The sequence below is a fragment of the Pontibacillus marinus BH030004 = DSM 16465 genome (assembly GCF_000425225.1).
Lineage (GTDB): Bacteria > Bacillota > Bacilli > Bacillales > BH030062 > Pontibacillus > Pontibacillus marinus.
In genome coordinates, this window is the sequence record NZ_KE384334.1 from 108,827 (window position 1) to 123,423 (window position 14,597).

A 14,597-nucleotide genomic window follows, 5' to 3' on the forward strand; every position below is an offset into this window, starting at 1 on the left:
TGCGCGTGAGATTCTCCTTCCTGCGCGTGGGACTCTCCTTCCTGCGCGTGGGATTCTCATCCTGGGGTGTGGGATTCTCATCCTGGGGTGTGGGATTCTCATCCTGGGGCGTGGGATTCTCCTTCCTGCGCGTGGGATTCTCATCCTGGGGCGTGGGATTCTCCTTCCTGCGCGTGAGATTCTCCTTCCTGCGTGGGATTCTCATCCTGGGGTGTGGGATTCTCCTCCCGGGCGTGGGATTCCGTCGCCGCGGGAATACTTTCCCCTCCCAAGAGCCCCCCCGCCGAACTGCATAAAGGTAACGGACCGCCACAACGGAATAAGCCTATCATAATCTTACTAAAAAAATAAAAGCCCAGGGAATCCCCTAGGCTTTTAAGTGTAAGTTATTCTTCTAGCTGCTTCTCGTATCGTAAAACTGGTTTACGAGCGGCTGTTGTTTCATCCATACGGCTCACTACCGTGGTATGAGGAGCTTCTTGTACGATTTCTGGATTTTCTTCTGCTTCTGCAGAGATTTGTCTCATTGCTTCGATAAAGGCATCCAAGGTTTCTTTTGATTCGGTTTCAGTCGGTTCCACCATCATCGCTTCCTCTACGTTTAGCGGGAAGTAGATTGTAGGTGGATGATACCCGAAATCAAGCAGGCGTTTTGCCATGTCTAGTGTACGAACGCCTAATTTCTTCTGACGTTTACCAGAAAGAACAAATTCGTGTTTACAATGCTGAGTGAATGGAAGATCGAATTCTTTCTGAAGTTCTCTCATCATATAATTTGCGTTCACTACAGCAAATTCACTTACCTGACGTAAGCCTTCAGGTCCCATTGTTCGAATATACGTATAAGCACGAACATTAATACCGAAGTTACCGTAGTAAGGCTTCACGCGACCAATGGAATCTGGACGGTCTCCATCAAAAACGAATTGGTCATCTTTTTTCGTAAGGATCGGTTTTGGTAGATATGGAGCCAGCTCTTCAGAAACACCTACTGGACCAGATCCTGGACCACCGCCCCCGTGAGGACCTGTAAATGTTTTATGCAGGTTCAAGTGAACAACATCAAAGCCCATATCGCCTGGACGAGCGTACCCCATAATTGCATTTAGGTTAGCCCCATCGTAATAAAGGCGCCCGCCTGCTTCGTGAACAATGCTTGCCATTTCAAGGATATGTTCTTCAAAAAGCCCTAGTGTGTTTGGGTTTGTAAGCATAAGAGCTGCGGTTTGATCATCCACAACACGCTTTAAGTCTTCCAAATCAACAAGACCATTTTCATTTGATTTAACTGTTACAGCTTCAAAGCCAGCTACTGTAGCAGATGCTGGGTTTGTTCCGTGAGCAGAGTCAGGCACAATAACTTTTGTACGATTATAATCGCCATTCTTTTCATGGAAAGCTCGGATCATCATTAATCCGGTCCATTCCCCATGTGCCCCTGCAGCTGGTTGCAATGTCACTTGGTGCATACCTGTAATCTCTTCTAAGTGTGTTTGAAGATCATACATGAGTTCTAAAGCGCCTTGAGAAGATTCTGTGCGTTGTAATGGATGCACATGACTAAAGCCAGACATACGAGCTATATCTTCGTTGATCTTTGGATTATATTTCATCGTGCAAGAACCTAGTGGATAGAAACCAGAATCTACACCATGGTTTCGTTTCGAAAGCGCTGTGTAGTGACGCATTATCTGAAGTTCACTTACTTCAGGTAAATCTGCGTCATTTTTGCGCACATAAGCATCATCCAGTTCAATATCAACTTCAGGAACATCTAACTCTGGTAAGCTATAACCGACACGCCCCTCTTGGCTATATTCGAAAATAACCGGAAAGTCTTGATTATGCATATACATCCCCCAATTCTTGAACGAAGCGATCAATTTCGTCCTTAGTACGTAGCTCTGTTACAGCGATCAGCATGGCACCTTTCATGTTTTCATCAACCGTTTCAAGGTCAAAACCACCGATAAATCCTTTCTCTTCTAACTTCTCATTAATAGAAGTAACCGAGTCAGAGAACTGAACAACAAGCTCATTAAAGAATGGTCCATGATATTTCACAGGTATGTTTGCTTCTTGTAACTTCGCATATGCATAACGTGCTTTCTGCATGTTTTGATAAGCCATTTCTTTTAGCCCTTGTTTCCCTAGAGCACTTAGAGCTACAGATGATGCTAAAGCATTAAGTGCCTGATTTGAACAGATATTCGAGGTTGCTTTATCACGGCGGATATGTTGCTCACGAGCTTGAAGCGTTAATACGAAACCACGACGGCCTTCTTCGTCTTTTGTTTGACCGACAAGGCGACCTGGAACTTTACGCATTAGCTTTTTCGTTGTAGCGAAATACCCACAATGAGGTCCACCAAATTGTGCTGGAATACCGAATACTTGCGCATCTCCCACTACAATATCTGCACCAAATTCACCTGGAGGCGTTAAATAGCCTAATGAAAGTGGGTTACTAGATACGATGAACATCGTTTTCTTTTGCTGAGAAATGATGTCTTGCACTTCAGCAAGGGGTTCAATTTGTCCATAGAAGTTTGGATATTGAATAACCACACTCGCTGTATCCTCATCAATTTCACGCTTAACAGCTTCAAGGTCCGTTACGCCATCCTTTTCATCGATCTCTACAACTTCAAGGTTTGGTCCTTTAGCATAGGAATGGATGACTTCGCGGGACTGAGGGTGTACAGTTTTCGAAACGATAATTTTTTTCTTTTTCGTCTGGCCTGCACTTAAATTCACAGCTTCAGCTAAGGCTGTACCGCCGTCGTACATGGAAGAGTTCGCAATATCCATGCCTGTTAATTCAGAGATCATTGTTTGGAATTCAAAGATCGCTTGTAGTTCCCCTTGGGAAATCTCAGGTTGATAAGGTGTGTAAGCTGTGTAAAATTCAGAACGTGAAATGACATGATCTACAATAGATGGAATGTAGTGATCATATACACCTGCTCCTAAAAAGGATGTGTAATCTTTTGTGTTAACATTTCGGTTGGCCAAGCGAGACATTTCTCGTACGAGTTCAGGTTCACTTAGCGCTTTTTTAATATTTAATTCTCCACGAAAACGCACCTTTTCAGGTATGTCTTGAAATAATTCCTCAGATGACTGAACCCCAATCGAATCAAGCATCGCATTTTTGTCTTGTTCAGTCATTGGTAAATAACGATAGGTCATTGTATAGCTCCCCCTTTACCTCTCCATGATTAACGCTTATAAAATGGTGTTGGAACAACTTTCGCACGTAAACGACGCTTACGTACTTGAACTTCTACTTCTTGCCCTTCTTCTGTATATTTCACAGGAAGTAGTGCAAGACCAATTCGCTTATCAAGAGTAGGTGACTGTGTACCTGTTGTTACAAAGCCAACTTCCTCTCCCCCTACATATACTGGGTAGTCCGTACGTGGAATCCCTTTATCAATCATTTCAATTCCAACAAGCTTACGGGCAGGGCCTTCTTCTTTTTGTTTCGCCAACACTTCTTTACCAAAAAAGTCTGCTTCTTTTTTCGCTTTAACGGCAAATCCCATACCTGCTTCAACAGGTGTAATGTCTGGGCTGAGTTCCTGCCCATATAATGGTAGATTTGCTTCAAAGCGTAATGTGTCACGAGCTCCAAGACCAATCGGCTGTACACCGTCGTCTTTTCCTTCTTCTAAAATCGCTCTCCAAAGCGCACCGCCAGAAGACTGATCAATATAAATTTCAAAGCCATCCTCTCCTGTATATCCAGTACGAGAAACGATTGCTTTGTGCTCAATTCCTTTAAAGTCAACGTCTTGCTTAAAACGGAAGAACTTAATTTCTGAAAGGTCTTCGACTGTTAAACGTTGCAAAATTTCTTCGGCTTTCGGACCTTGCAAAGCTAATTGCACATAATGGTCAGAGTGGTTTTCCATTGTTGCATCTTCTGTAAGATGTTGATTTAACCAATCATAATCTTTTTTTGTATTTGCAGCATTCACTACAAGTAAATATTTTTGTTCATCAAGCTTATAGACTAATAAATCATCTACTGTACCGCCGTTCTCATAGCACATAATTGTGTATTGAGCTCGGTTAACAGTTAGTTTGGATACATCATTTGTCAGCATCTTTTGTAAAAATGCTTCACTTTCTGGTCCCTCAACTAAAATCTCTCCCATATGGGAAACGTCAAACAAACCAGCTTTTGTACGTGTTGCTTCGTGTTCTTCTTTAATAGAAGAAAATTGTACAGGAAGATCCCAACCACCAAAATCAATGGTTTTTGCACCCGATCTTTCGTATTCCGGAAACAGTGGTGTTCGTTTCAATTCAGACATTACGCTACCTCCTATTTACTAATGATTCATCACTTTCTTAGCCAATCGTATAAAAAAGGGCATTAAAAAAACAGAGAATCCACACCCTTTTGTGTTATTCCCTGTCCATTCACCAGAAAGTTTCGCAGTTATGTAAGCGCATTCAACTATAGTAAACGACTGCTTGCTTCTTGGGTGGCCTAATGTGGTTAGGCACTCTCCAGAGGTGCGTCCTACAAGAGTCTTTTTGCCTGAGAGATTCACTAATGTTTGCTCCTTCGGCGCCACGTTTTCCGTAGTCTCTCCTCTTGTAATCATCCGCGATTATGAAATTATAAAAATCGTGCATACTAGTAATAATAAGTATGATTTCGATTTCACAGCCATTATACCATATGGTTTCTTGACTGTGCAGATAACATTTTGAAATTTATTGCTTTTCTAATATCGGCAGAGGTGATAGTTGTGAACGAACAAATTCAATTAAATACGACTTTTGACGAATCGCTAGAACAAGATCTCATTGCAGAGAATTCATCCTATTGCTCATGGGACTTATTCCAAATGGCTTATGAGACTTCCAAACATGTAGCGAACCCTGAATTTCAAGGGCTACAATCACAAAAGTATTTACCGCATGTCGACTTTCTCCCGCATCAAATGAAATGCGCTGAGCAAGTCGTCGAAAAAATGAACGGTCGCGCTATTCTTGCAGATGAAGTTGGACTTGGAAAAACCATTGAAGCAGGCCTTATACTCAAGGAATATATGATTCGTGGTCTAGCGAAGAAGATTCTTATTCTTGCTCCTGCCTCTCTTGTAAACCAGTGGGTTGTTGAAATGAATACGAAATTTCATATTCCAGCTGTTGCACAACGTAAGACACATGTATGGGAACAAGACGTTGTTGTCTCTTCTATTGATACAGCTAAGCGTGCACCACATCGCGATATTATTTTGGATACAGATTATGATTTCATTATTATTGATGAGGCTCATAAACTAAAAAACCATAAGACAAAAAACTATGAATTTGTCCGTTCTCTTAAAAAGAAATATTGTTTGCTATTAACGGCTACACCGGTTCAAAACCATCTTGTTGATATTTTCAACCTTGTATCGATCTTAAAACCTGGTCACCTTGGTAACTATGATGATTTCACAAAACGATTTGGTCGAAATCGCAACCAGCTTTCTAATGATGAGCATTTGAAAGAGCTCGTTAAGAAAGTGATGGTCCGTAATAGTCGTGGTGAAACCGGAATTGAATGGACGAAGCGAAATGTGGAGACGGTCCATATTGACTTCTCCGAAGAGGAACAAAATACCTATAAATATTTATCAGAGGTAACAAGTGGTGGTATGGCCTTTACAAATATAACGCTATTACGAGAACTATGCTCAAGTCGAGAAGCATGCTTTTTATCCCTTCAAAACATGCTAAAAAATGAAGAGATTCACCCTTCTCGTGCGGAGCAACTTCAAGAAGTGATTTCCATGATTGAGCAAATGCCACATCATGCTAAAGCTCAAAAAGTTGTCGATTTAATTGGAGATTCCAAAGAAAAGTTTATTATTTTCACAGAATATCGTGCTACGCAATACTACTTACAATGGTATCTGCAACAACATGGAATTTCTTCTGTTCCATTCCGAGGTGGCTTTAAGCGAAGCAAGAAGGATTGGATGAAGCAGCTTTTCCAAAACCATGCCCAAGTACTCATTGCTACAGAAGCAGGTGGCGAAGGAATCAACCTTCAATTCTGTAACAACATGATCAACTACGACCTTCCATGGAATCCAATGCGACTCGAACAACGTATCGGTCGTGTACACCGCTTCGGTCAAAAAGAGGACGTCAATATATATAATTTTGCTATTCGAGATACGATTGAAGAACATGTTCTTTCTTTACTATATGAAAAAATTCAGTTATTCCAACGAGTTGTTGGAAACCTTGATGCGATTCTGCAAAAACTTGAGATCGATAATCTGGAAAATGAAATTCAGGATATAGTCTCTCAATCCGCTTCAGAGGGCGAAATGAAAATCAAATTAGACAACCTATCCTCTGTTATTTCATACGCTCAAGAACAGGAGGAACAACATGGAACAAGCGGCGCTTCATAATTTTTTACACCGATATTTTACAGCGAATGACTGTGATATTGTTGAGGACCAAGACGGAGTTATGACGGTTCAATTAACAGATGAGGTCGATGAGATGCTCATGAACCGCCCTTTTTATTGGCATTATGTTAAACGGATCGGCGGTCAGGGCATGCCTATGAAAGTGACGTTCATTACAAATCCTGAAAAACAAGAAGAAAAAGGCGAATGGATCCATTTTGGTTCACCACGCCTTCATAAGATGTTTCAAACGTTAAGGGAAAAAGGCAGAATTACAAGGCAGTATGAACAAGTGACACCTTCACAAGGCCAAACGTCACTTGTTCCTTGGCTAATGATCAATGCTTCTGTACAATACAAAGGTACGCAACGTAAGGATGAAGTACTTTCTATTGGTTTGAATTTAATGAACGGGGGCATGATTCCAGGAATAATGGAAAAGATTGATCCAAATAAAATCGGTCCCATCATAAATGATTATTGCTTTACCCTAACTCCTATGATTCGTATGCCGAGTGCCATAAAACGTGTAGAGCAATACATCAACACCTATATTAAGAGTCAGGACCACAGCTGGAGTGTGGATGCCCTTCAACAATTAGAGAGTGAAAAAGAGTTGCTCTCGTACTTTTTCCGTCATGATTTAGGTAATGAGAGTGAGCAGGAAGAAGATGCAGAGGCAAAAGAAGATGCTGAAAAACGTTATCAGGATGAGCTAAATAAGTTAGAGGAACGATTTCAGCCTAGCATTTCTGTGGAATTGATAAATGCTGGGGTGTTGTATTTTTCGCAAGAGTCTTCGACGCGTTTTATAAAAGGAGAATAATTTTTGACGTCCAAAGGGAACTTTGGACGTTTTTCGCTTATTGCACATAAAAAGAGCTAAACCCTATACGATTTAGCTCTTTCACTTTTATGAAGTTGAACATCAAGATCAACTACTTTTGTTTTTGTCTCGCTTAAAGAAGAATTTCAAGGCAAAGGGAAGTACACCAAACATTTGATTGGAGATTGGAGTCTTTTGGTGCTTCTTCTCTTCTTTACGTTTTTTCTTTTCTTCTTGTGGCAAATCCATATATCGGACGATTTCTTGTGTCATGAACTTCACATAATCATTTCCAGACATTTTCTTTCACCTCTGGTTATGTGTTTATTCATAGTATAACCAGATTTTATGATTTTATAAGGGACTCAATTTCATTGACCACATCATTAATTGATTTATGGTCTGTGTTCACAAGTTCATCTGCACATTCCTTATAAACGGGAAGTCTTTTCTCCAATAAGTTTTTACGCTCAACCTCAGGCTTACTCCATAATGGGCGACTTTCATCATCTTCAAGTCGGGCTGAAATTTCTTCAAAAGATGCATGTAAATAGATAACTGGTCCATGTTCTTTTAATACATCATGATTTTCCTTACGCTCAACAATGCCTCCACCTGTAGAGATGACAGTACCTTCACGAGAAGAAAGCGCACGTAACACTTCCGTTTCGCGCTTTCGAAAACCTTCCTCCCCCTCATTTTTGAATATGTTGGGAATGGTGTCTCCAGTGTCTTCTTCGATTTTTTGATCAAGGTCTATGTATGTTCTATGGGTTTGTTCAGCAAGAAGTTTACCTACACTCGATTTCCCGCTTCCCATAAATCCAATTAATACAATATTGTTCATATGTTGCATCAGTCCTTTTAGTGTTTGATCGACATTTTAAGCACTTAAAGACCTTTCGTCAAATTTTCATTAACTAAATCCTCTACAAAATATGCGAAGAAATTTCTAGGTAAGGAAGGAATTACAAAATACCCGTCGAAATATAAGACTTAGAAACGATATAGGAGGTGACCCATGCCTTGAACCAGGCCCAGCAACATGCTGAACATATCTTAGAAAATGCCATTACCTGCGAAGCTTCTGACATCCATTTTTGCCCCTATGGCGACAATGTCTATATTTATTTTCGTATAAATGGCAAACGGCAATCTGACTCCATTATTTCTTCATCGGATTATGCTCCTCTTTTATCCTACTTCAAATTCACTTCAGGAATGGATATTGGTGAGATATTAAAACCACAAAATGGAATTTCACATTTCCAAGCCAAAAAGACTCCCTGCACTCTTCGTCTTTCAACACTCCCAGTCAATTCCACAGAAAGTTTAGCTATTCGCATCCTACCTCAAGAACGCATACCACAATTACACCAATTGTTTATGTTTCCTTATCAGCTTCAACGGATGAAAAAATGGATCACAAACCAATCTGGAATTATTGTGTTTACAGGTCCTACTGGTAGCGGTAAAACCACTACGCTATATGCTTTGCTATCCTCTCTCCTCCAGGAAAAATCTTATCAAACCATTACATTAGAAGACCCTATCGAACAGGAACTCCAAGATATTTTACAGGTTCAAGTAAATGAAAAAGCTGGTATTGATTATAATGCAGGCTTAAAAGCAGCATTACGACATGACCCCGACATTATTATGGTGGGTGAAATTCGTGATAAAAAGACAGCTGAATTTGCATTTCATGCCGCACATACAGGGCATTTAGTACTCACAACACTACACGCAAAAAATGCATACGGTACCATTTTTCGTTTATTGGAAATGGGCATTTCTAAAACTGATTTAGAGCAAACGTTAATCTCTATAGCCTCCCAACAATTATTACCGACCACGATCGCCAATCCTCATGAGCCACAAAGAGCTCCCCATCGTGCAGCTATTCTTGAGTTATTAGAAGGAAGCTTGCTTCGAAATGCGATTAATGGAGATCCTCCACAACAATCCAACAAGTATCGCTCATTTTCTCATTTAAGGAGGAAAGCTTATGCGCTTGGCTATATCTCTCAAGAATCGATTTAGAGGATCACCTATCAAGAAACCTTCTCCCCATCAACAAATTCAGTTTCTAAATCGTTTGTCCAATCTTCTTAACAGAGGTTACTCTCTGATGAGTGCACTAAGTATATTGTATTTCGACCCTGCCTTAAAAAAGGTAATTGAACACATCCATCCGCATTTACTCTCTGGCACCTCGTTACATGAAGCACTTGAAGAATTGGGGTTTTCAAAATATGTGGTCTCTTATCTCTATTTCTCTAGAGAATATGGAAATTTACGGAGAGCTCTATCCCAAAGCGCAATGATTTTGGAACAACAAGTGGAGTTTAAGAAAAAATTCCAAAAGGTGATCCGCTACCCAGTTGTCCTCTTCATCTTGTTTTTTGGTTTGCTTCTTTTTGTTAAGGTTTTTCTGCTCCCTACATTCCTTCAACTCTACGCTTCCATGAATGTCCAATCCACTACCATTATGACTACATTAAAATGGCTCGATCGATCCTTGTATTTTATTTTGGGTTTCTCTATATTCACTGTCCTTTGCATTACTGGAATCGTCATAAGTCAAAAGAGATCTCCAATTGAGAGGGTTTTATCAGTTTATCGACGCATTCCCGGTTGGAGGACCTATCTTAAGACTCAAACATCCTATTTGTTTTCCTATCACTTCAGTTCCCTATTAAAGTCGGGAATGTCAATTAAACAATGCTTATCCATTATGCGAGACCAAAGACACTTCCCGATTTTAGCCTTCCATGCCTCATGTATGTTCAAAGATTTAGAAAGAGGAAGCAGTTTAGCCCATTCCGTACAAAAGCAGCTCTTTTTTCATGAAGACATGTCCCAACTTATCAGCCGTAATCAAAACGACGGTCGTCTCGACCAAGACCTAGAGGTTTATGCAGAGTGGATCATTGATGAACTACAACAAGGGTTATTAAAAATACTCACGCTTATTCAGCCACTCATGTTTATCCTTTTAGCAGTTTTCATTATGATGATCTACTCATCCATTATGCTCCCTTTACTTGAATGGATGAGACAAATTTAACGGAAAGGAAGTTTTATTATGAAAAATGAAAAAGGGTTTACGCTTGTGGAGATGCTCATCGTTTTAATGATTATCTCAACCCTTCTCTTAATTACAATTCCCAACATTGCATCGAACAATAGCTTAGTCCAAGAAAAAGGGTGCGATGCTCTAATCAAGCTTGCAGAAACTCAAGCACAAGCATATCGAATCGAGAATGGATCTTTACCAACAGATCTACAAACCCTCGTTGATGACAACTTTTTAGAACAAAGTACATGCCCAGGAGGAGATCAACTTGAAATCTTACAAGATGGGACCGTACAGAAAGTGGTGGTTTCTCCATAACTCAAAGGGTTTCACACTCGTTGAGATGCTCGTTGTATTATTTATATGGTCTGTCTTCATTGGGATTATGATTACCTTAAGTCCCTCTCTTTTTCATAAACAAAAGGAAGAAGCTTTTATGGAACAATTTCAAGCAGATGTGCTTTGGGTTCAGCAACAAACCATGACTACCAGAACCCATTACTCCATAATATTTTTACCTGAAGAAAAAACGTATCGTATTTTAAAAAATCGCTTTTTTATCGTTGAGACTCGTACACTCCCTAATGATTGGGAAGTCAGCTTTTCCTACACTTCATTAGATAGACATATCCGTTTTGATGTCTCTGGGTCCATATTAGAATCTGGAAGTATTCAATTCTTAACTCCTACCAAAAAATTCAAAGTTGTATTTCCAGTTGGAAAGGCGAGGTATTATGTTCTTGAACAATAGAGGATATATGCTTTTGAATAGCTTGTTCTCATTTAGCCTATTCCTGATACTAACGTTTTCCCTGCTCCCAATGATCCATACAGTTTATAAAGAGCAAATGATACTAGATGAACGCAGATTTTGGCTTCATACATTACAAGATGAATTAAGGTTTAGAGATGAATTAATCTCACTCCCAACAGTCATAGAGTTAGATCGGCATGAGCAAGTAGCTCGTGTTACTTTCCAATACAAATCTACTCTAATTGAGGGCTGCATAGAGTGGACAAATGAGAGGGGGACTGAGGAGCGTGAATGTTTATATAAAAAACCTTAACAATGAAAATGGGATAACACTACTCGAAGCTCTTCTTTCCCTATTCATTACCTTATTCATTTTACAGGCTCTCCCCTATGTCCTTAAAACGGTTTGGATCTACTCTCAACAATCTCCCCAAGAAGATGTAGAGGTTTACCAGTTGTACCATTTTATTGAGCAGGATCTCTATACAACAGGGTCTATTCGTGCACTCTCAGATGGAGTAAGGCTGTATAAACAAAATGGTGATCAAGTAGATATTGAACAATACGGGAACATGATCCGACGACAGGTCAATCAGCAAGGGCATCAAGGCTTATTAAACAACGTGAAAAGTTTTGAAGTACGGTCCTCTTCTAAGGGATTTTACATTCTTCTTCAAAAAGAAGGAGGGTCCATGTATCAAAAGTTATTTAACCTCTATACAGAATGAACAAGGTTTTGCTTTTCCGCTTCTTTTCCTATTACTTTCTTTTATGTTTTTGTTTTTTAACGCTTCTCTTCTGCAGCTCCAAACGGGCCAAAAGCTTACCACGAATGAAAAAGAACAACTTCATTTGGAAACGTTATTTCAAATGGGGAATGCTACACTTCAACAAGAAGCTAATGCTTTACAAGAGAATGATGAAAAAACTTATAGGTTTCCTTATGGTACTGTCACAGTTGAATATGTTATTTTGGCTTCTAATGATATTCAGGCACAATTTACAATGGTGACTTCTGAAGGGAGTAAAAAGATTGTGAACCGAAAAATTTATGTCGATCCATAATTTTTTCGTTATGGGTGTATATTTTTATGGCGAACATGGCATGATAATTATTGTTACGTCATTGGGCTATAGCCAAGCGGTAAGGCAGCGGTTTTTGGTACCGTTATTCGCTGGTTCGAATCCAGCTAGCCCAGTTCCAAAGCACTGACCATCGAGGTCAGTGCTTTATTTTTTGACCAAATACGGCTTATCACTTATTTTTCAGATTTGGGACTTACGCCATTAAAGCCCCCCCTTATGTTGAAGACTTGGGTTCGGATTAAGTGAGTATGGTTCCGTTGCTTTTGTGCAGATAGGTGGGCTGTGGAACGGGTTGCTTTCCTGCGGACGAAGCGCCGAGCCTCCTCATTCGCAAGCTCTCTGCGGGGTCTCGTCACTCCGTTCTTCCGCTGGAGTCAACCCGTTCCACAGCCCACCTTGGTCGAATTGTGAATAACGGAACCCCTCATGACAAGAGGTTGAATATGATTTCCATCAATATGAGAATAGAAAGTTCAAATAAGGGTCCGTTAGCCTCCATAATCGCGTGGAGGGAAGGAAACGGCAAACTGTCGTGGTAACAAAGGGAAGACGAGACCCCGCAGGCACGAGGAGGCTCGGCTTTTCTTCCACAACAGGCTTGCCGTTTCACTGACCGCAACAAACTACTCAACAGCAACGGATTTTTCCCAACCAATATCTTGGAATCAAGTCTTCAACATAACTGCCATTAAACTGAATAAACCATTCTGAAGGATTTAACTAATTCTCCATAAATAAAAACACTACTATCCTCTCTATGTAAGTGGCAGTAGTGTTTTTATCTTCTTATTTGAGGTTTTACAGAATCTCATTTAAGAAATCTTTGTCATAAGTTCTTGTTTTACATTTGTTATACTTTTCAAACCATCTTCATCATACCCTACAACTAGCTTTTCACCATCTGTTAAGATTGGCCTACGTAAAAGCTTTGGTTCTTTCATGACCAAATCAATAAATTGGGATATGCTTAAATCGTTTACATCTACATTTAACGACTTATACGTTTTACCTCGTGTTGCTAATATTTCATCGATGCCATCTGTTGTTAGTTGTAAAATTTCTAAGAATTCCTCATAAGAAGGAGTGTCTCGAAATAGGTGTCTTTCATTAAATCCAACTTCATGATCTTTTAACCAGGCTTTCGTTCTGCGACATGACGTACAGCTTGGATACGTATAAAACTTTAGACCACTCATCAACTCATCGCACCTTTCTATATGTGAGTTATATTCTGTACATTGATTGTACATTCTTTACGCAAATAATGAACAGAATTTTGCTTATCTTCTGTAAATTAAATTGTGTACGTTTTTCAACAACTCAACCAATCTAATCTTTTTCCAAATTATATGTACTATAATAATAAATAGCTTACTCTTTAGGAGGTCGTGAAATGGAACAAGCTTTAACGGTTAGTATGGTTCTTTCAGATCCTACAAGGTATTACATATACCAATACTTGAGCGAACTGAACGAAGAAGTGTCTGTCTTAGAAATCGCCAAAAAATTTAATATTCACCCAAACGTGGCTCGCTTGCACCTCTCCAAGCTGGAACAAGCGCATATGCTACAATCCCAAACGAAAAAAACGGGTAAAGGTGGTCGGCCAAGCCGGTTGTATTCATTGGCCAATAAGGAAATCCAATTAAACTTCCCCTATAGAGACTATAAATTACTAGCTACTATGGCCATGGAGGTTGTACAAGAACTAGGTGAGCAGGGTGAACAGATCTTATACAAAACGGGTTATAAGTATGGTCAAGAAATTTTGGAAACCCATTTAAACTCCACCCCATCAGATATGACCATTGAAAACAAAATAGAGAAACTGAGACATATCTCCAACATCATTGGCATTTACCCTCGATTTGAATATGTTAAACATAAAAACACCATATTTTTTTCAATTCATAATTGTCCGTTTAAAGACCTTGCTCAAAAAAAGCCTGAATTGGTCTGTAAAATGCATAGTCAGCTCATAAAAGGGATGTTAGATTCTTTATTTAAGAATATTGAACTCCAAGAAGGGGAAAATATGATGGAAGGTTGTTCATCTTGCTCTTATAAAGCATTCCTATGGTAAGGTTTTCAACAGATTCATTTACAATTAAGGTAAGGTCGTTTATAATAACGATGATAAGTCACCTTTTGTGAAAAAGGAGGGGGATATAATATGGATCGCATGTTTCGTGTGCTTGCTTTTTGGACAGGTATTTTTACAGTAATGTTTGTAATTGGTGAAATGCCGGATGCAGCAATGTTATTCCTTGTTCAAACGGTATTCTTTCTTACATTAAGCTACTTAAAACTATCTGAGCGCATGTATATGTACATATTTGGCGCTTATTTAACGGTATTTATGATAGGATTTACCTATTACACAGGCTTCTTATTAGAACCATCATTCCGCCACTAAGAAAA

At 39.6% G+C, this 14,597-nt stretch carries 16 protein-coding genes, 1 tRNA gene and 2 riboswitches; of the genes, 11 read left to right on the forward strand and 6 right to left on the reverse strand.

Annotated features, from left to right (window positions below; all coding sequences use genetic code 11):
- Positions 1-386: 386 nt before the first annotated feature.
- The 3 genes from gcvPB to gcvT are packed head-to-tail and all read right to left on the reverse strand — an operon-like array spanning position 387 to position 4,322.
- Positions 387-1,850: an aminomethyl-transferring glycine dehydrogenase subunit GcvPB gene (gene gcvPB, locus H514_RS0120095; protein ID WP_027448580.1), complete on the reverse strand. Its 1,464-nt coding sequence runs from the start codon at positions 1,848-1,850 to the stop codon at positions 387-389.
- Positions 1,843-3,192: an aminomethyl-transferring glycine dehydrogenase subunit GcvPA gene (gene gcvPA, locus H514_RS0120100; protein WP_027448581.1), complete on the reverse strand. Its 1,350-nt coding sequence runs from the start codon at positions 3,190-3,192 to the stop codon at positions 1,843-1,845. The genes gcvPB and gcvPA overlap by 8 nt, the downstream gene beginning before the upstream one ends.
- A gap of 29 nt (positions 3,193-3,221) precedes the next feature.
- Positions 3,222-4,322, reverse strand: coding sequence for a glycine cleavage system aminomethyltransferase GcvT (gcvT, locus tag H514_RS0120105; RefSeq protein WP_027448582.1), 1,101 nt, complete (start codon positions 4,320-4,322; stop codon positions 3,222-3,224).
- Between the two features lie 99 nt (positions 4,323-4,421).
- Positions 4,422-4,527: riboswitch (glycine riboswitch) on the reverse strand.
- A 3-nt stretch (positions 4,528-4,530) separates the two neighbouring features.
- A riboswitch (glycine riboswitch) is annotated at positions 4,531-4,619 on the reverse strand.
- A gap of 147 nt (positions 4,620-4,766) precedes the next feature.
- On the opposite strand from gcvT, the gene H514_RS0120115 reads away from it, so the two are divergent.
- Together H514_RS0120115 and H514_RS0120120 are read left to right on the forward strand one after the other, a co-directional pair.
- The gene (locus H514_RS0120115) at positions 4,767-6,431 is read left to right on the forward strand and encodes a DEAD/DEAH box helicase (protein ID WP_036842757.1); all 1,665 of its coding nucleotides are present in this window, start codon (positions 4,767-4,769) and stop codon (positions 6,429-6,431) included.
- On the forward strand, positions 6,409-7,257 hold the full coding sequence (locus H514_RS0120120; RefSeq protein ID WP_027448585.1) for a YqhG family protein: 849 nt from the start codon (positions 6,409-6,411) through the stop codon (positions 7,255-7,257). The genes H514_RS0120115 and H514_RS0120120 overlap by 23 nt, the downstream gene beginning before the upstream one ends.
- 108 nt (positions 7,258-7,365) lie before the next feature.
- On the opposite strand, the gene H514_RS0120125 is transcribed toward H514_RS0120120, so the two are convergent.
- Positions 7,366-7,557 (reverse strand): YqzE family protein, encoded by a 192-nt coding sequence (locus tag H514_RS0120125; protein ID WP_027448586.1) that lies wholly within the window; start codon positions 7,555-7,557, stop codon positions 7,366-7,368.
- A 46-nt stretch (positions 7,558-7,603) separates the two neighbouring features.
- Complete coding sequence (locus H514_RS0120130; protein ID WP_027448587.1) at positions 7,604-8,104, reverse strand: shikimate kinase; 501 nt, start codon at positions 8,102-8,104, stop codon at positions 7,604-7,606.
- A gap of 179 nt (positions 8,105-8,283) precedes the next feature.
- Between H514_RS0120130 and comGA the strand changes: the two genes are divergently transcribed.
- The 7 genes from comGA (at position 8,284) to H514_RS0120170 (ending at position 12,289) form a co-directional block, all read left to right on the forward strand.
- Positions 8,284-9,300, forward strand: coding sequence for a competence type IV pilus ATPase ComGA (gene comGA / locus H514_RS0120135; protein ID WP_027448588.1), 1,017 nt, complete (start codon positions 8,284-8,286; stop codon positions 9,298-9,300).
- Positions 9,266-10,327, forward strand: coding sequence for a competence type IV pilus assembly protein ComGB (gene comGB / locus H514_RS0120140; protein WP_027448589.1), 1,062 nt, complete (start codon positions 9,266-9,268; stop codon positions 10,325-10,327). Before comGA ends, comGB begins: the two co-directional genes overlap by 35 nt.
- A gap of 18 nt (positions 10,328-10,345) precedes the next feature.
- Entirely contained in the window at positions 10,346-10,654 is a 309-nt protein-coding gene (gene comGC, locus H514_RS0120145) for a competence type IV pilus major pilin ComGC (RefSeq protein WP_027448590.1), read from the forward strand.
- Positions 10,605-11,087 carry a competence type IV pilus minor pilin ComGD gene (comGD, locus tag H514_RS0120150; RefSeq protein WP_154657426.1) on the forward strand — a complete coding sequence of 161 codons (483 nt, stop codon included), beginning with the start codon at positions 10,605-10,607 and terminating at the stop codon, positions 11,085-11,087. The genes comGC and comGD overlap by 50 nt, the downstream gene beginning before the upstream one ends.
- Positions 11,088-11,377: 290 nt before the next feature.
- Positions 11,378-11,818 (forward strand): competence type IV pilus minor pilin ComGF, encoded by a 441-nt coding sequence (locus tag H514_RS0120160; RefSeq protein WP_027448593.1) that lies wholly within the window; start codon positions 11,378-11,380, stop codon positions 11,816-11,818.
- 124 nt (positions 11,819-11,942) lie between these two features.
- On the forward strand, positions 11,943-12,155 hold the full coding sequence (locus tag H514_RS0120165; RefSeq protein WP_161625888.1) for a hypothetical protein: 213 nt from the start codon (positions 11,943-11,945) through the stop codon (positions 12,153-12,155).
- A gap of 62 nt (positions 12,156-12,217) precedes the next feature.
- Positions 12,218-12,289, forward strand: a tRNA-Gln gene (locus H514_RS0120170).
- 699 nt (positions 12,290-12,988) lie between these two features.
- Here H514_RS0120170 and H514_RS0120175 read toward each other — a convergent pair.
- Entirely contained in the window at positions 12,989-13,372 is a 384-nt protein-coding gene (locus H514_RS0120175; RefSeq protein ID WP_036842766.1) for a Spx/MgsR family RNA polymerase-binding regulatory protein, read from the reverse strand.
- 197 nt (positions 13,373-13,569) lie between these two features.
- Here H514_RS0120175 and H514_RS0120180 point away from each other — a divergent pair, with 197 nt between their 5' ends.
- Both H514_RS0120180 and H514_RS0120185 read left to right on the forward strand, forming a co-directional pair.
- Positions 13,570-14,259, forward strand: a complete 690-nt coding sequence (locus H514_RS0120180; protein WP_027448596.1) for a helix-turn-helix transcriptional regulator — start codon at positions 13,570-13,572, stop codon at positions 14,257-14,259.
- 90 nt (positions 14,260-14,349) lie between these two features.
- Entirely contained in the window at positions 14,350-14,592 is a 243-nt protein-coding gene (locus H514_RS0120185; RefSeq protein ID WP_027448597.1) for a DUF2626 domain-containing protein, read from the forward strand.
- Positions 14,593-14,597 lie beyond the last annotated feature (5 nt).